Origin of the sequence: Streptomyces sp. bgisy159 (assembly GCF_965341775.1) — a bacterium.
Lineage (GTDB): Bacteria > Actinomycetota > Actinomycetes > Streptomycetales > Streptomycetaceae > Streptomyces.
Window position 1 is genome coordinate 26,520 of sequence record NZ_CBDQZH010000051.1, and the last position, 19,894, is coordinate 46,413.

Genomic DNA, 19,894 nt, shown 5'->3' on the forward strand with positions numbered 1-19,894 from the left:
GTGCTGGTCCGCCGGGACCGGCGCCGCCTGGCGGCCGACGGCGAGGTGCCCGCCGGCCCTACTCGGTCACCTCGGGGACGCCCGCCACGCCCGCCGCGTCGAGGAGCACGTGCAGCAGGTGAGAGGCCGTGATCACGCCCAGCAGATGGGCGCCGCCGCCGTGCTTGCGGCCGTCCGCGCCGGTGCGGGTGTGCTCCGCGACCGCCACCAGGGGGCTGCGGGCCCGCGCCATCAGGGTGGCCACCTCCAGCGCGGTGTCGTCCGCGTCGGCCATCGGCGGCGGCATCGCCGAACTGGGCAGGCAGTCGCCCACGGTGCGGTCGGCCAGGGCCTCGCAGAACCGGTCGGCGTGGTGCTCGTCGACGACCGACGCCAGCGTCGGATCGTCCAGCACATAGCGCGGCACCAGCACCTTCACCATCTGTGAGGCCGGCAGGATCGCCTTGGGCTCCCCGGCGGCGTCGAGGACCAGCAGGCCGGGCAGTCTGTGCTCGGCCATCAGCCGGGCCGCCGCCAGCGCCCCGCTGTCCATGTGCACCGCCTCATACCCGACCGCCAGCTCACGAGCACGCACGGGGACCTCCTCACCGACCCGACACCTTCAGCGTCGTACACGACTACCCCGAACACCAGCCCCAACCGCAACCTCACCCGCCCCGGGGGCGCGGTGGCTGCGCGCCCTGTGGCGCGCCGCCCGGAGCCGCGGGGGGCTGGATCCGCCGTCCGTGTTCCAGGGGCGCGGGGAACTGCGCGCCCAGCCACCGACCACCCGCAGCCGCCCGGACCACAAAACCGCCCCTCACCCCCTCCGAGAACCCGGCGGAGCCTGCCGCGGAGCCTGCCGTGGAGCCGTAGCCGCACGCCGCCCCAGCAGCTCCGCCAGCCCCTGCCGGGTCGCCGCCAGCACCACCCGGTCCTCGGACCGCAGCACGTGACCGGGATGCAGATCCCAGACCAGCCCGGCCGAGCGCCCCCCGCCGCCCCGGACCGGCGTCGCCGCGAGGTCGGGCAGCCGCTCCCCGGGCGCGGCGGTGTCGAGTGCGACGACCCGCCACGCGCCGGGCCGGAACGACTCGGCGATCGTGCGCCCGGCCAGCTGCGGATGCCCGGCGACGTCCAGCGCGGCGAAGAGCAGCACCCGCCGCTCGACCGGAACGGCACCGAGGATCTGCCGCCCCATCATCGCCCCGGCGAACGCGGGCGCGGCCAGCGTGGACACGCTGCGGCTGCGCGTGAGGGCCTGCGGGTGCGCGGCCCGCAGGGTCCGGTAGACGGCCGCCGCGAAGTCGTCGTCGTACAGCCGCAGTGCCACCCGCAGCTCCTGCTTGACGGAGCGCGCGTACAGCGCCGCCTCCAGATTGGTGGTGTCGCTGCTGGTCAGGGCGAGCAGCGCGTGGGCCCGGTGGACCTGGGCGGACTCCAGCACCCCCTCCTGGGTGACGTCACCGATCACCGTGGGGACGCGCAGCCGCCGCGCGACCGCGATGCCCCGCGCCTCCGGGTCCTCCTCGACGCACACCACCGGGATGTCCAGTTCCCGCAGCCGGGTCAGCACCCGGGTGCCGACCTTGCCGAGGCCCAGCAGCACCACATGGCCGGACAGGCCGCGGGGCGGGCGCCGCAGCGCGGAGGCGGAACGCAGGGTGCCCAGCGCCTCCAGGGCCGCCGCGAACAGCACCGGCAGGAGCAGCAGCCCGGCGAGCCCGGCCAGCAGTTGCAGCACCTGACGTGCGGCGGGCTTGCCGAGGGCGGGGTCGTTGATGGCGAACAGGTCGAGCAGGGTCACGTACGCGGCGTGCAGCGGATGACCGCCGCCGGTCCACCAGGTGGCCACGGCCAGCGCGCAGACGGAGATCACCAGCCCGGCCAGCGACCAGCGCAGCCGGCGTGAGAACAGCGACCCGAACGGCACGCCGCGCACCGACAGCGCCCGCGCCGGCGGCACCGCGGCGGTGTGCGTGACCGTCTCCAGGACCACCGTGCCGCGCCCGGTGGCCGCGGCGACCGTCGCGTCGTCCGGGAGCAGCGTCGGCCCGGACCGGCCGCTGGCGTCGGAGCCCTCCGCGCCCGCCGGGTCGTTCACCGTCGACGACAGCAGGGCGAGGGTGCACAGCCCCGGATCGGCCACCTCGCCCGGGCCGGGCGGGGTGCGTTCGGCGGCGCGCAGCAGCAGCCCGTCGGCCTGGACGACCTTGCTGGTGCCGGTGATCGCGGTGGCGGCGAGCGCGGGCGCGGCGGTGTCGGCGTCGGACAGCACCGTGGTGGAGGTGTCCAGCGCCTGGGGGTCCAGACCCGGCACGGCGAGCGCGGCGGCCTGGTCGAGGAGTTCCTCCAGGTGCTGGCCCAGCTTGCGGTTGTAGAGCCGGATGACCAGCCGCAGCCGCGGGTTGAGGCGCCGGGCGGCGAGCGCGGCGTGGATGTTGGCCTCGTCGTCGTCATGGACCAGCGCCAGCGCCGCGGCCTCCCGTACGCCGGCCTCGGCGAGGGTGGCCTCGTCGACGTCGGTGGCCTCGACCACCCGGGGCGCGGTGGGGTCGCCGTCCGCCCGGCCGATCACCGCCTGCATGCGGCTGAGCAGCGCGGAGGCGCGGGCCCGCTGGGAGGGGGCGGCGCCGCGGGCCGGCGGCACGACGAGGGTGACGCGTTCGCCGTACACCGTGGTGAGTTCGGCGGCCAGCCGTTCGGCGAGCGCGTCGTCACCGCACACGATCATGTGTCCCAGCGGGGGGACGCCGTGTGCGGGCTGTGGGATGACGGCCATGGAATCCGTGACCTCCGGATCGGGGCGGGTGCTGGGGACGACGGAGCCGGCCGGGGAGAGACGCTGGTCTCTCCCCGGCCGGCTGAGTGTCTCGCGGATCCCGCCCAAGATCACGTCCCGGACCCGGGTCCGGGAGCGCGGATCACGTCAGGCGAGGGCGAAGTACCGCAGCCACACGTACCCGAGCGAGATCAGCACGGTCACGGCCGTGACGATGAGCCCGTACTTGGTGAACTCCCAGAAGGAGATGGGCTGCCGGTTGCGCTCGGCGATGCCGAGGACCACGACGTTGGCGCTGGCGCCGATCGCGGTGGCGTTGCCGCCCAGGTCGGCGCCGAGGGCGAGCGCCCACCACATCACGTGGTCGCCCTCCCCGCCCATGCTCTGCACCAGGTCGCTGGTGATGGGTGCCATGGTGGCGACGTACGGGATGTTGTCGACGATGCCGGACAGCACGGCGGAGGCGCCCAGCATGATCACCGAACCGCCGAGTTCGTTGTCGCCGATGGCGTCGGCCAGCGCCTTGGAGACCTCGCTGATCACGCCGGTCTCGATCAGGCCGCCGATCATGATGAAGAGGCCGCCGAAGAACGCCAGGGTGGCCCACTCGACCTCCTGGAGGACCTCACGGGTCTCCGCCGTCGAGACGGCGATGAGCAGGCCGGCGCCGAGCAGGGCGACGACGCTGGGCTCGTAGTGCAGCACCGGGTGCAGCACGAAACCGGCCACCACCAGCGCCAGCACGATCAGGCCCTGCACCAGCAGCCGCGGGTCCTTGATGGCCTCGCGCTCCTCCAGCTCCATGATCTCGGCGGCGCGCTCCGGGTCGTAGACGAACGACTTGCGGAACATCACGCGGCACAGCGCGACCAGCACGATCACCAGGACCACGACGATCGGCGCCATGTGGACGATGAAGTCGTTGAAGGTGAGGTCGGCGCGGCTGGCGATGATGATGTTGGGCGGGTCGCCGACCAGGGTGGCGGCGCCACCGATGTTCGAGGCCAGGACCTCGGCGATCAGGAACGGCGCCACGGGCAGCGCGAGCCGCTCGCACACCAGGAAGGTGACCGGCGCGATCAGCAGCACCGTGGTCACGTTGTCCAGCAGCGCCGACGCCGCGGCCGTGATCACCACGAGCATGACCATGACCCGGAACGGCCTGGCCTTGGCCCGCTTCACGGACCAGATGGCCAGGTACTCGAACATGCCGGTCTTCTTCAGCACCCCGACGATCATCATCATGCCCATGAGCAGGAAGATGACGTTCCAGTCGATGCCGGAGTGCTCCGAGTAGAAGGCCGACTTGTCGTCCGTCGCCTGGATCGCCAGCATCAGGCCGGCGCCGCCGAGGGCCACGGCGACCCGGTGGATCTTCTCGCTGATGATCAGGGCGTAGGCGCCTACGAAGACGACAACCGCCGCCCAGCTGTGCCAGTCGTTCACGTTTCTCCGGGTTTCGCTCAGGGGGTGGGGGAGGCGGTGCGGGTGTTGTCGCCGCTGCTGTTGCCGTCCTTCTTGCCGTGGTTGTCCTTGGTACCGCTGTCCGTGTCGCCGCCGCCGTCCTTGTCGTCGTCCTCGTCGGGGATGCCGACGAGGTCCTCCACATCGAACATGCGGGCGATCGGAACGTCGGTGGAGCTGTGGGCGATGATCGAGAACGCGATGGTGATCGCGATCAGGGTGTAGGCCTCCTCAGCCTGCGGGATGCCCGACTGCAGGACCAGCAGGCCGTAGACCACCGAGGCGAAGCCCTTCGGGCCGAACCAGGCCGCGGTGAGCTTCTCCCGCCGGTCGAACTCGGTGCCGACCAGCGAGATCAACAGGGATGCCGGCCGGATCAGCACGATGGCCAGCACCACCGCGACGTAGCCGCCGACCGACAGGTGGCCGAAGAGCGCCGGGGTGAGCAGCGCGCCGAACACCAGCAGCGCCGCGAACTTCGCCAGCTCGGCCACCGCCTCGCCCAGCGGTTCGAACGCCTCCTTCGCCTCCGGGGAGACCGCCGCCAGCACCGCGCCGGCGGAGAACGCCGCCAGGTAGGGGTTGGCGTGCGTCAGGTGGCACGTCGCGTACAGGATGATGCCGGTGGCCAGCGGCAGCAGCGGCTGCAGCTTCGGCTCCGCGCCCAGCAGCCGGAACCGAACCAGCCCGTTGACCAGCAGCGGCAGTACGACACCGAAGGCCAGGCCGAGCCCCAGCTCCAGGGCGATCGTCCCGATCGACGCCTCGTCACCGTGCCCGGCGGCGGGCCCGGCGGCCGCGATCAGCACCAGCACCACCGGCAGCGCCAGGCCGTCGTTGATGCCGCTCTCCACGTTCAGCAGCTCGCGCAGCTTCGCGGGGACCTCTTTGCGGCCCACGATCGCGGAGGCGAACACCGGGTCGGTCGGCGCGAGCACCGCACCCACCAGGAACGACGTCGTCCAGTCCAGACCGACCAGGTAGTGCGTGATCAGCGCCATGAACACGAACGCCAGCGGCATGCCGAGACCCAGCGCGCGGGCCGGGTTGCGCCAGTTCGCGCGCAGCTTGGCGAACGACACGTGCTGGCCGTCGGTGAACAGCACCGCGAACAGCGCCAGGTCGGCCGTGACCGACACGATCTCGCTGTCCGGGGTGATGTGGATCAGCCCCAGGAAGCCGTCGCTGACCAGCGCGCCGCCCACCAGGAAGAGGAACGAGGTGGACAGGACCGTTCGAGCCGCCAGGCCTGACAGCAGCACCGCGACCATCAGCGCGACGCCGAACACCATCACCAGCACCATGAGGGGCCCCGATCGGAAAGAGAGAGATGTGTCCTCTTAATCGCCGACCAGACTTCCCGGCACACCGGGGGGAACCTTACCTGCTGCTGACGCGTCCTTGATAGATCACTCGTGCGAACCAGCGGGGCCCCGCCCATTGCCGGGTTCCGGCAATGGGCGGGGAGTCGGGTCGGCCATCGGGGGTCGAGTATGCCCGGTGACCCGGCGGGGAGGGGCCGCGGGGCGACACGACGGGCCGCCGCGGTGAGAGAAGCGCCCACGCCCGACGCGACGGACCGGCCGGGGCTGCCGAGGCGACGGTCCGGGCGGGCCGCCGACGTGACGGGCCGGGAGGGGGCCCCACGTGACGGACCGCGTGGGGCTGCCGACGAGGTGGGGTCGTGGGGCCGCCGATACGACGGGGCCGAGGACCCGGGGGCCGCGGGTCGCCCGGGCCCCCGGGCCCTCGGCCCCCGGAGGCAGTCGCCGGGGGCAGCCGTCGGGGGCAGTCGCCGGGGCAGCCGTCGGGCCGGGGAGCCGCGTAGGGCCCCGGGTGGTCACGACCCCCTCGCGTGGGTCACCGGGGGCGGTCGGCCCGGGCGGGGCGCCGCGGGGGAGCCCCGCCCCGGCCCCCGCCGCCGCTCAGCTCGACGTCCCCAGCAGCCGTTCCAGCAGATGGGCGGCGGTGATCACGCCCAGCAGCCGCAGCCCCGCCTTGTCCTTCTCCGCGACCGCCACCAGCGGGCTGCGCACCTGCGCCATCAGCGCGGCGACCTCCAGCGCGGTCGCGTCCGGCTCGGCGACCGGCGGGACGGGCATGGACCGCGACAGGCAGTCCCGCACCTTCCGGCCCACCAGGGCCTGGCCCAGCCGGTCGGCGTGGCGCTCGTCGACGACCGCGGCCAGCGTCGGGTCGTCGATGACATAGGGCGGCACCAGCACCTTGATCATCTGTGAGGCGGGAAGTATCGCCTTCGGTTCCCCCATCTCGTCCAGCACCAGCAGGGCCGGCAGCCGCTGCTCGGCCATCAGCCGCGCCGCTTCCAGGGCATCGGTGTCCACACCGACCGTCTCGTACTCCACCGCCAGGTCACGTGCCCGCACGCTGGGCTCCCGTCTCTCGTTCCGTCCCGACGCGGGGCAGCGTCACGCGCTCGCGCGGCGCCGACCAACGGTCACGCCCCGGTCGCACCGCCATTCTGACGTACCCGCCGGCGAGGTCCAGGCTCCAGGCCCCGTGCCACGGCAGGGCGCGGCCCGGTGTCCCCGGCGGACGCTCAGGCCGTGGCCCGCCGGACCAGCCGGGTCGGGATGATGACGGAGGAGAGCGAGCGGCCGACGCCGTCTCCTCCCGCGGGGCGCTCCAGGGAGCGCAGCAGCAGGCGGACCATCAGCCGGCCCATCTCCTCGATCTCCTGCCGGACCGTGGTCAGCGGCGGATCGGTCAGCTCGGCCACGGTGGCCATGTCGTCGAAGCCGATGACCGCCACGTCCTCCGGCACCCGCCGTCCATGTTCCCGCAGCACCCGCAGGGCGCCCGCGGCCATCAGGTCGGAGGCGACGAAGACGGCGTCCAGATCGGCGACCCGGTCCAGCAGAGCGGTCATCGCCCGCGCTCCGCCCGCCTCGGTGAAGTCGCCCTCGGCGACGAGCCGGGCGTCGGCGTCCATGAGTATGTCGTGGTAGCCGTCGAGGCGGTCCACCGACGCCGTCTGGTCCAGCGGCCCCGTGATCGTCCCGACGCGCTCGCGGCCCAGGGAGATCAGGTGCCGTACCGCCTCGCGGGCACCGCCGCGGTTGTCCGAGTCGACGTACAGCACGCCGCGGTCCGCTTCCGCCCCCGGCCACCCGGGACGGCCACCGAAGACGGTCGGGACGCCCGCCCGCCGGACGATGTCCGGCAACGGGTCCTCGTTGTGCAGGGAGAACAGCAGGGCACCGTCCACATGGCCGCCGGCGAGGTAACGCCCCACGCGGTCGTAGTCGGCCGCTCCCTCCGTCAGCAGCAGCACCAACTGCTGGTCGTGACGGGCCAGTTCCCGGCTGATCCCGAGCAGCTGCGCGGCGAAGAAGGGATTGGCGAAGACCTCGGTCTCCGGCTCCGCGGCGATGACGGCTATCGCTCCGGTACGCCGCGTGACCAGGGTGCGGGCCGCCTGATTGGGTACGTACCCCAGCTCCTCGACGGCTCGACGGACCTTCTCGACCAGCGCCTCGCGCACCCCGCTGCCCCCGTTGACCACGCGGGAGACGGTGGCCCGGGAGACACCGGCCCGCTCGGCGACGGCTTCCAGGGTGGGGCGGCGCGCGAAGGTCTGGTCGGACAAGGGACACTCCTTCTCAGGGACGGGGACAGCCTAGCTCCCCGTCACCTGCGCAGCGCATCCGATTCTGAGAGCGCTCTCTTCAGTCGGCGGCCCGCTCCCCGCTCAGGCGCGCGGCAGACCGCCGGCGGCCACCACCCGCGCGTACCACAGAGCGCTGTCCTTCGGGGTGCGGCGCTGGCTGGCGTAGTCCACGTGCACCATGCCGAACCGCTTGCCGTACCCGTAGGCCCACTCGAAGTTGTCCAGCAGTGACCACAGGAAGTAGCCGCGGACGTCCGCCCCGGCCTCCATCGCCCGGTGGACGGCCTCAAGGTGCTCGCGCAGGTAGGTGATCCGCTCGGGGTCGTGCACGGCTCCGCTCGGATCGGCGTAGTCGTCGTAGGCGGCGCCGTTCTCGGTGACGAGCACCGGCGTGTGCGGCAGGTCGTCCCGCAGCCGGGTCAGCAGTTCGTACAGGCCGTCGGCGTCCACCGGCCAGTCCATGGCGGTGCGGGGACCCGGCGCCGGCACGAACCGGACGTGGTCCTGTGCGGCCGGCCAGGGGGAGGGCAGCGGGTGGGAACCGGCGGCCACCACGGTGGGGGAGTAGTAGTTGATGCCGAGGCTGTCGAGGGGGCGGGAGATCACTCGCAGGTCGCCGTCCCGGACGAAGGCCCAGTCGGTGAGTTCCGCGGTGTCGGCGAGCAGGTCCTCGGGGTAGCGGCCGTGGAAGACCGGATCCAGGAAGACGCGGTTGGCCAGCGCGTCGACGCGGCGTGCCGCGTCGGTGTCGGCGGCGCTGTCGCTCAGGGGACGGACGGCCGCGAGGTTCAGCGTCAGCGACACCTCGGCCGACGCGGGCAGCTGCCCGCGCAGCACACCGACGGCCAGGCCGTGGCCCAGGTTCAGGTGGTGCGCCGCCCGCAGCGCCGCCGCCGGCTCGGTGCGGCCCGGTGCGTGGACGCCGTCCGCGTAGCCCAGGAAGGCCGCGCACCACGGCTCGTTGAGCGTCGTCCAGGTCGGTACGCGGTCGCCGAGTGCTGCGGCGACCAGTTCGGCGTAGTCGGCGAACCGGTGGGCGGTGTCGCGCTCGGGCCAGCCGCCCACGTCCTCCAGTTCCTGCGGCAGGTCCCAGTGGTAGAGGGTCAGCACCGGGCGGATGCCGTGCGAGAGCAGCTCGTCGGCCAGGGCGCGGTAGAAGTCCAGGCCCTTCTGGGACGCCGGGCCGCGCCCGGTCGGCTGCACGCGGGGCCAGGAGACGGAGAAGCGGTAGTCGGTCAGCCCGAAGGAGGCCATGAGCGCCACGTCGTCGCGCATGCGGTGGTAGTGGTCGGCCGCGATGTCCCCGGTGTCGCCGTTGCGGACCTTGCCCGGCGTCCGGCTGAACGTGTCCCAGATGGACGGTGTCCGGCCGTCCTCGTTCGCGGCTCCCTCGATCTGGTACGCGGCGGTGGCGGCGCCCCAGCGGAACGCCGGCGGAAAGGCCACCCCGGCCGTGGGCGCGGTGTGGGGGGCGGTGGTGGTCATCTGGGCTCCGTGGTGGTCGTGGCGAAGGAAGGAGGGGCCGGAAGCCGTGGTCCGGCCGTGTCGATGAGGGGGAGGGGGCGGCCGGGTGGGGGGCGGCCCCCGGTCTGTCCGGCCGGGACCCGGGGCGGCGTGGCGGGGCGGAGGGGCCGCACCCGGGTGAGAGGCCGTGGACCGGGGGCCGCAGTGAGGGGCGGACGCGGGCCGCCCGCGCCCGGCGGGCCGGGGGATCCGCGGTTACCCCTTGACGGCGCCCTGCATGATGCCGCCCACGATCTGCCGGCCCAGCAGGCCGAAGACGAGCAGCACGGGCAGGGTGCCGAGCAGGGTGCCGGCCATGACGACCGACTGGTCGTGGACGTAGCCGCCGCCCAGCTGGCGCAGGGCGACCTGCACCGTCGGCTCCTGCGAGGTCAGGGCGATGATCGGCCAGAAGAAGTCGTTCCAGGACGCCATGAAGGTCAGGATGCCGAGCACGGCCATACCGGGCCGGGCGACGGGGACGACGATGCTCCAGAAGATCCGTGCCGTCGAGGCGCCGTCGACCCGGGCCGCCTCGATCAGCTCGTCGGGCAGCGCCTGCACCAGGAACTGGCGCATGAAGAAGACCCCGAAGGCGGACACCAGGCCCGGCAGGATGACCGCCTGGAGCTGGTTCACCCAGTGCAGCTCGGCGATCACCATGAACAGCGGGATGACGCCGAGCTGGGGCGGGATCATCATCGTGCCGACGGTGAGGGCGAGCAGCGCGTTGCGTCCCCGGAAGCGCAGCTTGGCGAAGGCGAAGCCGGCCAGGGTGGAGCACAGGACGGTGCCCGCCGTCACCGACCCCGAGACGATGAGGGAGTTGAGCAGGGCCTTGCCGATGTCGGCCTGCTCCAGCACCTGCTCGAAGTTGTGCATCAGGCTGCCCCCGGGCAGCAGCGCCGGCGGGGTCGTGGCCAGATCGGCGTTGGAGCGGGTGGCCGCCACGATCGTCCAGTAGAAGGGGAACGCGGAGAACAGGGCCGACGCGATGAGGATCGCGTACGCCAGGCGGCCGCCGTGCCGGTGGCCTCCCGCCCGCCCCCCGCGCGGACGGCGGGCCGGGCGGGCGGGAGGAGCGGTGCTCCCGCCGGTGTTCCGCGGCGCGGTGAGAGTGGTCATCGCTGGTGCTCCTTGCCGCTGCGGCGACGGGCGATCGCGGTGTTGACCAGTACCAGCACGACGATGAGCAGGAACATCACCCAGGCGATGGCGGCGGCGCGGCCGAGGTGGAAGAAGCCCCAGCCCTGCTCGTACATGTAGAGGCCGAGGGTCTGGTACTGGTGGGAGATGCCGCCGGAGATGCTGCCCTCGAACAGCAGCGGTTCGCCGAACAGTTGGGTGGCGCCGATGGTGGACACCACGACGGTGAACAGGATCGTGGGGCGCAGACCGGGCAGCGTGACGTGCAGGAACTGCCGCCAGCGGGAGGCCCCGTCCAGCTCGGCGGCCTCGTACAGGTCCGCCGGGATGGACTGCATGCCGGCCAGGTAGATCAGCGCGTTGTAGCCGGTCCAGCGCCAGGTGACGATGGTGGACACGGCGATCTGCGAGGCGACCGTGCCGGACTGCCAGTCGACCGGATCGACGCCGGCCAGGCCGAGCAGGTAGTTGATGAGTCCGAAGTCGCGGCCGAACAGCTGGGCGAAGACCAGGGTGGCCGCGGCCACGGAAGTCGCGTACGGCAGCAGCATGGTGACCCGGAAGAAGGTGCGGCCGCGCAGCTTGTAGTTGAGCAGATGGGCCAGGCCGAGGGCCATCAGCAGCTGCGGGACCGTGGAGATGACGCCGATGGTGAAGGTGTTCCGCAGCGCCGTCCAGAAGTTCTCGTCGCCGAACAGCGCGGTGTAGTTGTCCAGGCCCCGCCACTCCAGCTGGTCCGGTGTCTGCAGTTCGACCCGGTAGAGCGAGACGTACGCCGTGTAGATCAGCGGGAAGAGCCCGAAGGCGGCGAACAGCGCGAAGAACGGGGTGACGTAGGCGTACGGCGACAGCCGGGCCAGGCGCCGCCGGAGCGTGGCCGACGGCCGCGCGGTCCGCCCGGGGGCGGAGGCGGTCAGGGTCATGGTGAGACCTTTGGGTCGGAGAGGTCCGATGGACGTCGGGGGGAGGGGCGCGAAGGACCGGCGCCGGGGAGGCGGCCTGCCGGGGAGGCCGTCCTTCGCGCCCCGCGATCAGCGAGGGCCGGTCAGCCGACCGCGTTCTTGATGCCCTTCTCGGCGTGGCTCCAGGCGGTGTCGGAGCCGGTGCCCTTGCGCTCCACCTCACCGAGCGCGTTGGTGATCTGGACGTTCACGTCGTTGTCGTGCACGCCGAGCACCTGGACGGGCGCGGTCTCGGCGGCCTTGCCGAAGATCTCACCGACCGGGGCGTTGCTGAAGTACGGGTCCGTGACGGAGCTGACCGCCTTGATGGCGGCGGTGTTGGACGGGAAGCTGCCCTGCTTCTTGAACAGCTTCTCCTGCTGCGGTCCCGCCGTCAGCCACTTGATCAGTTCGTAGGCCTCCTCGGCGTGCGCCGCGCCCTTGGGGATGGCGAGGTACGAGCCGCCCCAGTTGCCCGCGACCCCGCCGGGCAGCGGTGCGACGTCCCACTTGCCGCTGCCGGCCTCGCCGGCCTGGCCCTTGATGTAGCCGAGCATCCAGGCGGGGCAGCCGATGGTGGCGAAGGAGCCGCTGCTGAAGGCCTGGTTCCAGGCGGGGGTCCACTGGGCGAGCTTGGCGCTGAGCCCGTCCTGGGCGGCCTTGACGGAGGTGTCCCACGCTGTCTTGACGGCCGGGTTGTCCTGGTAGACCAGCTTTCCGGAGGCGTCGTAGTAGCGCTCCTCGTGCTGCCCGACGATCAGGGAGTAGAGGCTGCCGACGCTGTCCATCCAGTGGCTGGAGGATCCCGCCTTCGCCTGGTACTGCCTGCCCAGCGCCAGGTAGTCGTCCCAGGTGGCCCACTTCTCGGCCAGCTGCTTGCGGTCGGTGGGCAGTCCGGCCTTCTCGAACAGGTCGGCCCGGTAGCAGATCGCCTCGGGCCCGACGTCGGTGCCGAGGCCCAGGGTGCGGCCGTCGGAGGTGGTGGCCGCGTCCCACTTGGCCGCCGAGTAGTCACCCTTGAGGCTCTTGGCGCCGTAGGCGTTGAGGTCCTCGAACTTGTCGGCCTGCTGCTGGGTGACCGAGGCGACGCGGCCCACCTCGATGCCCTGGATGTCGGCGAGGCCGCCGCCGCCGGCCAGCCGGGTCTGCAGCGCCTTCCAGTAGTCGGCCTCGTTCTCGGTGCTCGACTCCTTGATCGTGACGTTCGGGTGGAGCTTCTCGTACTCCGCGTACAGGCCGGCTTCCTTGAAGCCGAACGTACCGAACAGGTCGACGGTGAGCGTGATCTTGCCGCCGCTCTTGGCGGACGAATCCGACGAACCGGATCCACAGGCGGCGAGCAGGGCGCCGGCGAGTGCGACCGCCCCAAGCCTGAGGGTGGCTTGTCTGGCGGCTCGGGAGATGGACATGGAAGCCTCCCATGGCTTCGGGCGGAGTGCGAGGTGCTAGTGCGAAGCACGGAGTACGGAGCGGGTGGAGCTGGGACGTCGAGGACTCCCACCGTCTGAGAGCGCTCTCAAGCGGTGTTCAGAGTGTCCGGAGCGGTGCGGCTCCCGTCAAGAGTCGAACGCGTAACGGTGATGCTCGGTGTGGATCCGTTCGGCATGCGGAGGCTCCCGGGAATGACGCATCACGGTCCCGGCCGCCTCCGGTCCGCGTGGCTTCCGGGTGGCGGCCGGGACGGCGGTCGCCGCGGCGCGCCGGCAGGCGGGCTGAGCTGTGTGAACGCGCAGATCCCCAGGCCCGTCGGGTGGGCGGCGCCGGATCTCGGGCGCGAGGTGAGAACGCTCCCGAAGCCTCGGCGGCGCAGCCCCTCGTGAGGAACGGTCAGGGCGTATGGGTGAAGCGGCTCGCGCACGAGCGTCCTCTTATCTGGGGTTTCACCGGCGTCACAGGCGGGTGAACATCTGTTGCGCGAAGTGTTGACAGTGTCGGGAGACCATCCCTAGCCTCCCGGTCTGAGAACGCTCTCACGGCGAGCCGCCCGGAGGTGCGTTCACGGCGCCGCGCAGCCGGCCGTCCCTGCGGTGCACTCCCCTCCCCGCAGATCGTCCACCGCCTCCGCAGACGACTCGGCGGACCGGCCGCCTCCCGGGGCGTCACACGCCACACGCACGAGCACGTCCATCCGTCACCGTCGCGTGCGGCCCGCGACGCCCTGAGCAGGAGTTCTGACATGCTCCCAGCAAGTCGCCCGCCATCCGCGGCTGCGGGCCACCCCACTCCCACCCCACCGGGGGCCGCGTCAGGCGGTCCCCGGTACGCCCGGCGATCCTCCCGCCTTCCTCGCGCCGCGGTGCTCGGCGTGGTGATCGCCCTGCTCGGTGCCGCACTGACCGTACTCGTCTCGCACGACGCACGCGCCGACGCGGTCGGCCAGGGCAGCTACACCACGACGCCACCCGGCCCGCTGCCGTCGGGGTGCGGGAACCTCTCGACCGACCCGAGGCGCTGGGTGACGGCCAACGCCCCGTCAGGAGCCGTGCCCACCAACGACTGGTGGTCGTCCATCCTGTGGAAGCGGACCAACTGCGCCTACGGCGAGCCGCTGTTCGCGCAGCCGCTGGGCTTCCAGGCCGGCTCCGGCGGACTGGGAGTCTCCTACAGCACCACGCCGGCGATCTCCGGCAGCGCCACGGGTGTCGGCGAGTACCACTTCAACTACGGCGAGGACTTCGTCGTCGGCGTCGAGGGTCTCGCGGCCGGCGAGGTGAAGGTGGACGACTGGAGCGACTGGACCGTCAGCCCCCTGCTCACGGACGGCGCGCACACGCTGCGGGCCACGATCGGCTCCGGTCTGCCCTTCTCCTACTACCGTGCCACCGGAGGCAGGGCGCAGATCAAGGGCTCCTCCGCGGCGCCCCTGAAGGTGTGGTCCAACTCCGGTGGAACCATCGGCTACCAGATCAACGGTCACGACTACGTCGCCTTCGCCCCGGCCGGCTCCGCCTGGTCCGTGACCGGCAGGACCCTCACCTCCTCGCTGGGCGGCAAGGACTACTTCTCCGTCGCGGTGCTCCCGACCACGCCGTCGACCTCGGCGGCCGACCGGTCCGCGCTCGTGGAGGAGTACGCCGCGTACGCCCACCACCACGTCACCGGCACCGCGGTCTCGTACAACTACGACGAGGCCACGAGCACCGTCACGACGACGTACGAGTACACCACCGAGGCGATGGAGGGAACGGGCTCCGGCACGGTCGCCGCCCTGCTGCCGCACCAGTGGCGCCACCTGACCGGCGGCACCCCGCTGACCCAGAAGTACGTCTCCTCCCGCGGCCCCCTGAAGATCCTCACCGGCATCGACTCCTTCACGACGTCGATGCTCTTCCACGGTGTGCTGCCCGAGGTCCCGGCCGTCGCCGACAGCTCCGGCCCCGACGCCGCCACGCTGCAGAACTACCTCGACGCGGAGAAGGCCGACCCGACCCGTCAGCAGAGCGACGACACCTACTGGACGGGCAAGGGCCTCGGCCGCGCCGCCCGCCTGGCGGAGATCGCCGACCAGACCGGCAACACCGCGGTGCGGGACGCCGCCCTGTCCGCGATCAGGTCCAAACTGAACGACTGGTTCACCGCCTCGCAGAACGAGACGGGCCACCTGTTCTACTACGACGACAACTGGGGCACGCTGATCGGCTACCCGGCCTCCTACGGGTCCGACCAGGAGCTCAACGACCACCACTTCCACTACGGCTACTACATCGCGGCTGCCGCGACGCTCGCCAAGTTCGACCCGGCCTGGGCCACTTCGAGCCAGTACGGCGGCATGGTCGACCTGCTCATCCGGGACGCCAACAACTACGACCGCACGGACAAGCGCTTCCCCTTCCTGCGTGACTTCGACATCTACAGCGGTCACGACTGGGCCTCCGGCCACGGCTCCTTCGCCGCGGGCAACAACCAGGAGTCCTCGTCCGAGGGGATGAACTTCGACAACGCCCTCATCCAGTGGGGCATCGCGACCGGCGACAAGGCCGTCCGCGACGCCGGCATCTACATGTACACCACGCAGGCCGCCGCCATTCAGGACTACTGGTTCGACACCGAGGGTGACATCTACCCCGGCGACTTCCAGCACGAGGAAGTCGGCATGGTGTGGGGCAACGGCGGTGCCTACTCGACCTGGTTCTCCAGCGCGCCCGAGCAGATCCAGGGCATCAACCTGCTGCCGGTGACCGGCGGCCACCTGTACCTGGGCTACGACCCGGCGTACGTCAGGGCCAACTACCAGGAGATGCTCACCCAGAGCGGTAAGACCCAGCCGGTCATCTGGACCGACATCTGGTACGAGTACCGGGCCCTCGGCGACCCCGCCGCGGCCCTGGCCGACTTCAGGGCGAACAACTCCTTCACCTCGGAGGAGGGCGAGAGCAAGGCGCACACCTTCCACTGGATCCGCAACCTCGCCGCCCTGGGTACCGTGGACACCACGGTGACCTCGGACAACCCGCTGAGCTCGGTCTTCGTGAAGAACGGCGCACGCACCTACGTCGCCGCCGATGCCACCGGCGCGGGGTCGACGGTCCACTTCTCCGACGGAACCACCGTCGAGGTCGGCGCCGGGCGGACCGTCGCCACAGGAGCGCAGAACTGGGAGGGCGGCAACGGCGCTCCGCCGGTCACGGACTCCCCGTCGCCGAGCCCGGACCCCTCCACGTCGCCCAGCACGTCCCCGCCGCCCGGCGGCGGGAACTCCGCCACCCTGTACGCGCAGAGCGACGGTTCGCTGAGCGCCGACCCGGGCGCCTCGGGCAGTGTCCAGGTGACCTCCGGTGACGGTGCCAACCACGACGGCAGCCCCTACCGGCCGGTGACGCTGACCGCCACCGGACTGACCGGTACGTTCGACGGCGGCACCCCGACGTTCGACCTCGCGGTCGACGCGGGCGGCGCGGTCGGCAACGCCGTCCAGCTGCGACTGTCCTACGACTGCACCGGCGACGGCACCTGGAACCGGGTGGAGACCTACCACTACTTCGCCACCGACCCGGTTCCCGGCTGGGAGCACTACACCCAGACCTCCGCCCTGCTCTCGGCCACCGGTACGGCCTGCGACCTGGACAACGGCACGGTCCGAGCCGAGGTCTGGAACGCCCTCGGCGGCAATCCCGGCACGCTGGGCACCGGCGACCTGTCCGTGTTCGACCTGCCCTACACGATGACCGACGGCGGCGGCTCGACCCCGACCCCGACCGCGTCACCGACGCCGACCGGGACGTCCGGTACGGGCACGGGTATCACCGCGCCGACGCTGTACCTGCAGGGCGACGGTTCGCTGACCCCCGACACGAGTGCTGCCGCAAGCGCCCCGGTGGCCTCCGGTGACGGCGCCAACCACGACGGCAGCCCGCACCGGCCGGTGACGCTGACCGCCGACGGCGTGAACCTCACCCACAACGGCGGCACCCCGACGTTCGACCTCGCCGTCGACGCGGGCAGCGCGGTGGGCAACGCCGTCCAGTTGCGACTGTCCTACGACTGCACCGGCGACGGCTCGTGGGACCGCGTGGAGACCTACCACTACTTCGCCACCGACCCGGTGGCGGGATGGGAGCACTACACGCAGTCCCAGGGCCTGGCCTCCTCCAGCGGCGCAGCCTGCGACCTGAACGGCGGAAAGGTCCGGGCCGAGGTCTGGAACGCCCTCGGCTCCGATGCCGGTGCCCTGGGCACCGGCGACCTCTCGGTCCTGCACCTGCCGTACGACTGACGGACCCCGATGACCGGCCTGGCCCTGCCCGCCCGGCAGGGCCAGGCCCTCCGAGTCCTTGCGCCGCGCACCGCCGACCGGGCGCACCGGGGCGAGGCGGGGCGGCATCCGCTCGTCAGATGTCCCGGAACTCATAGACAAAGCTTCTGACCTGTGCAAATGACCCCTCTCGAAGATCATCTTGCACGGTTGTTGCACAAGCCGAACGGAGCAGGACTCACGCGGCCCCGGTGTAGGCGCTCCGGACCGCGATGCGGACCTTGGAACCGGCTCCCACGACCCGGTGCACGTATTTACGCAGGGTAAACGCGGGATCGGCGTGTCCGAGTCGGTCCGCGAGCGTGTACACGTCTACCCCACCGTTGATCATCATCGACGCGTACAGGTGTCGGAGCGCGTGCATCATCACGTCGCGGGACTTCTCCCACCGTCGTCCCTTCGCGTCGGGCTCAAGGGGCTTGATGAGGCCGGCCGACGCCAGGGCGGGCTTCCAGCGGTAGGAGTTGAACCAATTCGACTGAATGGCGGTCTTCTCCCGGGTGTAGAAGATCAGCCGCGCCGTGACCGGGGAGCCGCCTTTGCTGCCCCACGGTCGGGTCACCTCGACCGGCGGGTACTTCTCCATGTGCTCGCGCAGGGGGATGGCCACGTCGTCGGTCAGCTCGACCCACCGGTCCTTCGGGTCCTCGTCGTCTCCGCCCTTGGGGAGGGCGTATGCGAGGAACGAGCCGTCGTGGACTACTTGCCGTTGCACGTGCACCATGGCGCCGTCTGGATGTGCCCAGTCGATATCTTCTGGTGACAGGCCGAATATCTCACCTTGCCGCAGACCCAGGCCGCGACCACAGTCAACAAGTGCTTTATAGCGGTCGGGAAGTTCGGCGCGGATCTTCTCGGTGTCCTCCCACGTTAGGGTCAGATTTGCCCGGCCGCCACCTCCTCGCTTCGGCTTGGCGTCCTGCACCGACTTGGCGAGGCACGGATTTTTGTGTATCAGGCTGTCGTCCACGGCCAGGTCAAAGACAGCCCGAAGATTGTCGAAGACCAGGCGCAGCGTGGAACTTTCGAGCAGCCTGCGACGGTCGTGCAGCCAGTCCAGCAAAGATGAGGCGTTCACGTCCTTTACGCGCATCTTCCCAACTGCGGTAGGAACGACATGCAGGAGAATCCGCTCCTTGTGGCGTCGGTAAGTCCGTGGATTCTTGTGTTCGTGCCCCTTGAGCCACGTAAGGGCGAGTTCACTGACCCTGATCTCCCCGGCGCGAGGGTTGATGTACGAACCGTCGTCCACTCCGGACCGCATCTTGGTCTCATGCCTGCGGGCTTCGACCTCGGTGCGGAACAGCTCTGTCTGCTGTACATCTTCCCTGTTGCGCCATCGGGCCTGCCACCGCTTCCCCGTCCCGTGATCCCGCGTCGGAACTTTGCCGTGTTCCTTGCAGGTCGACTCCCCGTCTTTCGGGCGCGACTTGTGCCAGCGATCGTACGGCATCGACTCAACTCCTAGTTTTCAACGGCCCTTTGAGTCTATTTGTGGACTCTTTTCAATCAGGGTCATCGTCGACGGCGAGATTGTCTGCCCGTTCATCGCGCCCTGAGTGAATTGGATGTTGATCCAGGCGAGCTGAAGATGTCAAATGCATTCTTGGGGTCTTCGCGACAAAGGGCGCAGAGTGGTAGAGAAGATTTCACCTAGACGAATGCTCGCTGAGGGTTTGACGAGGGCTCGGCGAACCCTCGTCGAAGATTCGCCTGTGTCCTTCGAGAGTTCGCAAGAGTCGTAGGTATTTCGCCGAAAGGCCCTCTGTTTGGTCCGGCCGGAATTCAATGCAAACGTTCGCCCACCACCACAGCGGAGTACCGCTCACGTGGTTCTTTCCTGCCCGCTTCGAACCGTTTTGGAGTGCCCATGCGTCGAACCACTGCCCGTGCGGAAGAAGCCGCCAGTGGCGCGGGGAACCGTTGTCCCTTGATGAGCGCGGAGGAGCTGGCCGACTTCCTGGGCGTACCTCTGAATACGGTCTACATATGGAATCACCGACACCAGGGGCCGCGAGCCCACAAGGTCGGCCGCTATTTGCGCTACCGCTGGCCGGAGGTAGAGGCATGGCTGGAAGCTCAAGCGGTGAATCGCGCGACCTGATCGGCCAAGATTGGCTAGTGCCCTTGTCCTTGGTCGGGCGACAGAACCCGGCGTACAGCCCGCCTCGCCCGACGCCACCAGCGGCTTTGCCTTGGAGAGGGCCTCCGACGTAGGTCGGAGGCCCCTTCTAGTGACGCGCCATCCTGAAACGGCACGGCCCCCTACGCCCGGTCGCGCCTGAGAGCCGTCTCGCCGAGCCCGAGGGCCATGCTGCCCATGAGCTGACGAGCGAAGTCCTCCAGGATCGAGGGGTTGGTAGCGAGAAACTCCATGACCCGCTCGGTTCGCTGCTCAGGCGAAAGCTCTTTCAGTTCCTGCTGCCATGCCAGGGTGGCAACACCGCCGTCCTCGACGTCGGCATTCACGATGAGGTTCCAGAGCGCCTGCTGGGCGTCCTCACGAGCGAGCCAAGTCATGAACATCTGCTGGAACTGCTCGCTCGTAACAGTGACCTTCGGGCCGCTGGGCGCGGTGGCCAGATCTTGGGAAGGCGCGTCAGCTTCTACCCCCGGGACGGCAACAGGAGGTGTCGTCGTGGCCCCGGCCCGCAAGGCCTTCTTCTGGGCTCTGCGGGCCTGCTGCTTCAGCACTA

The 19,894-nt window shown here is 70.7% G+C and carries 14 protein-coding genes; 2 read left to right on the top strand and 12 right to left on the bottom strand.

All coding sequences use genetic code 11. The features are described 5' to 3' along the window. Window positions 1-58: 58 nt before the first annotated feature. The 10 genes from ACSLTV_RS31740 to ACSLTV_RS31785 form a co-directional block, all read right to left on the bottom strand. Entirely contained in the window at window positions 59-574 is a 516-nt protein-coding gene (locus ACSLTV_RS31740) for a CBS domain-containing protein (protein ID WP_432137754.1), read from the bottom strand. 225 nt (window positions 575-799) lie between these two features. Next, window positions 800-2,713 (bottom strand): NAD-binding protein, encoded by a 1,914-nt coding sequence (locus ACSLTV_RS31745; protein ID WP_435613356.1) that lies wholly within the window; start codon window positions 2,711-2,713, stop codon window positions 800-802. Window positions 2,714-2,908: 195 nt separating this feature from the next. Beyond that, window positions 2,909-4,207, bottom strand: coding sequence for an SLC13 family permease (locus ACSLTV_RS31750; RefSeq protein ID WP_432137753.1), 1,299 nt, complete (start codon window positions 4,205-4,207; stop codon window positions 2,909-2,911). Between the two features lie 17 nt (window positions 4,208-4,224). Continuing rightward, window positions 4,225-5,529, bottom strand: a complete 1,305-nt coding sequence (locus ACSLTV_RS31755; RefSeq protein ID WP_435613350.1) for a cation:proton antiporter — start codon at window positions 5,527-5,529, stop codon at window positions 4,225-4,227. Window positions 5,530-6,150: 621 nt separating this feature from the next. After that, window positions 6,151-6,612: a CBS domain-containing protein gene (locus tag ACSLTV_RS31760; protein WP_432137751.1), complete on the bottom strand. Its 462-nt coding sequence runs from the start codon at window positions 6,610-6,612 to the stop codon at window positions 6,151-6,153. A gap of 173 nt (window positions 6,613-6,785) precedes the next feature. Beyond that, the gene (locus tag ACSLTV_RS31765) at window positions 6,786-7,835 is read right to left on the bottom strand and encodes a LacI family DNA-binding transcriptional regulator (RefSeq protein WP_432137750.1); all 1,050 of its coding nucleotides are present in this window, start codon (window positions 7,833-7,835) and stop codon (window positions 6,786-6,788) included. A 102-nt stretch (window positions 7,836-7,937) separates the two neighbouring features. Next, complete coding sequence (locus tag ACSLTV_RS31770; RefSeq protein ID WP_432137749.1) at window positions 7,938-9,341, bottom strand: GH1 family beta-glucosidase; 1,404 nt, start codon at window positions 9,339-9,341, stop codon at window positions 7,938-7,940. 234 nt (window positions 9,342-9,575) lie between these two features. Then, window positions 9,576-10,484, bottom strand: coding sequence for a carbohydrate ABC transporter permease (locus tag ACSLTV_RS31775; RefSeq protein WP_435613351.1), 909 nt, complete (start codon window positions 10,482-10,484; stop codon window positions 9,576-9,578). Then, window positions 10,481-11,428, bottom strand: a complete 948-nt coding sequence (locus ACSLTV_RS31780; RefSeq protein ID WP_435613352.1) for a carbohydrate ABC transporter permease — start codon at window positions 11,426-11,428, stop codon at window positions 10,481-10,483. The genes ACSLTV_RS31775 and ACSLTV_RS31780 overlap by 4 nt, the downstream gene beginning before the upstream one ends. 122 nt (window positions 11,429-11,550) lie before the next feature. Further along, window positions 11,551-12,855, bottom strand: coding sequence for an ABC transporter substrate-binding protein (locus tag ACSLTV_RS31785; RefSeq protein ID WP_432157838.1), 1,305 nt, complete (start codon window positions 12,853-12,855; stop codon window positions 11,551-11,553). An 896-nt stretch (window positions 12,856-13,751) separates the two neighbouring features. On the opposite strand from ACSLTV_RS31785, the gene ACSLTV_RS31790 reads away from it, so the two are divergent. After that, complete coding sequence (locus ACSLTV_RS31790) at window positions 13,752-17,159, top strand: glycosyl hydrolase (protein WP_435613353.1); 3,408 nt, start codon at window positions 13,752-13,754, stop codon at window positions 17,157-17,159. Between the two features lie 217 nt (window positions 17,160-17,376). Here the strand turns inward: ACSLTV_RS31790 and ACSLTV_RS31795 are convergent, their stop codons facing one another. Then, window positions 17,377-18,651, bottom strand: coding sequence for a tyrosine-type recombinase/integrase (locus tag ACSLTV_RS31795; protein ID WP_432137744.1), 1,275 nt, complete (start codon window positions 18,649-18,651; stop codon window positions 17,377-17,379). Window positions 18,652-19,131: 480 nt separating this feature from the next. Here ACSLTV_RS31795 and ACSLTV_RS31800 point away from each other — a divergent pair, with 480 nt between their 5' ends. Further along, entirely contained in the window at window positions 19,132-19,302 is a 171-nt protein-coding gene (locus tag ACSLTV_RS31800; protein ID WP_346174884.1) for a helix-turn-helix transcriptional regulator, read from the top strand. Window positions 19,303-19,463: 161 nt separating this feature from the next. Here the strand turns inward: ACSLTV_RS31800 and ACSLTV_RS31805 are convergent. Next, window positions 19,464-19,894: hypothetical protein (locus ACSLTV_RS31805; RefSeq protein WP_435613354.1), on the bottom strand; the 431-nt coding region annotated here is incomplete at its 5' end.

Bases quoted from the DNA above. Each gene is read 5' to 3' on its own strand.
- ACSLTV_RS31770 (WP_432137749.1), bottom strand. From the start codon at position 9,341: ATGACCACCACCGCCCCCCACACCGCGCCCACGGCCGGGGTGGCCTTT.
- ACSLTV_RS31785 (WP_432157838.1), bottom strand. From the start codon at position 12,855: ATGTCCATCTCCCGAGCCGCCAGACAAGCCACCCTCAGGCTTGGGGCG.
- ACSLTV_RS31800 (WP_346174884.1), top strand. From the start codon at position 19,132: ATGAGCGCGGAGGAGCTGGCCGACTTCCTGGGCGTACCTCTGAATACG.
- ACSLTV_RS31795 (WP_432137744.1), bottom strand. From the start codon at position 18,651: ATGCCGTACGATCGCTGGCACAAGTCGCGCCCGAAAGACGGGGAGTCG.
- ACSLTV_RS31780 (WP_435613352.1), bottom strand. From the start codon at position 11,428: ATGACCCTGACCGCCTCCGCCCCCGGGCGGACCGCGCGGCCGTCGGCC.
- ACSLTV_RS31775 (WP_435613351.1), bottom strand. From the start codon at position 10,484: ATGACCACTCTCACCGCGCCGCGGAACACCGGCGGGAGCACCGCTCCT.
- ACSLTV_RS31745 (WP_435613356.1), bottom strand. From the start codon at position 2,713: ATGATCGTGTGCGGTGACGACGCGCTCGCCGAACGGCTGGCCGCCGAA.
- ACSLTV_RS31755 (WP_435613350.1), bottom strand. From the start codon at position 5,529: ATGGTGCTGGTGATGGTGTTCGGCGTCGCGCTGATGGTCGCGGTGCTG.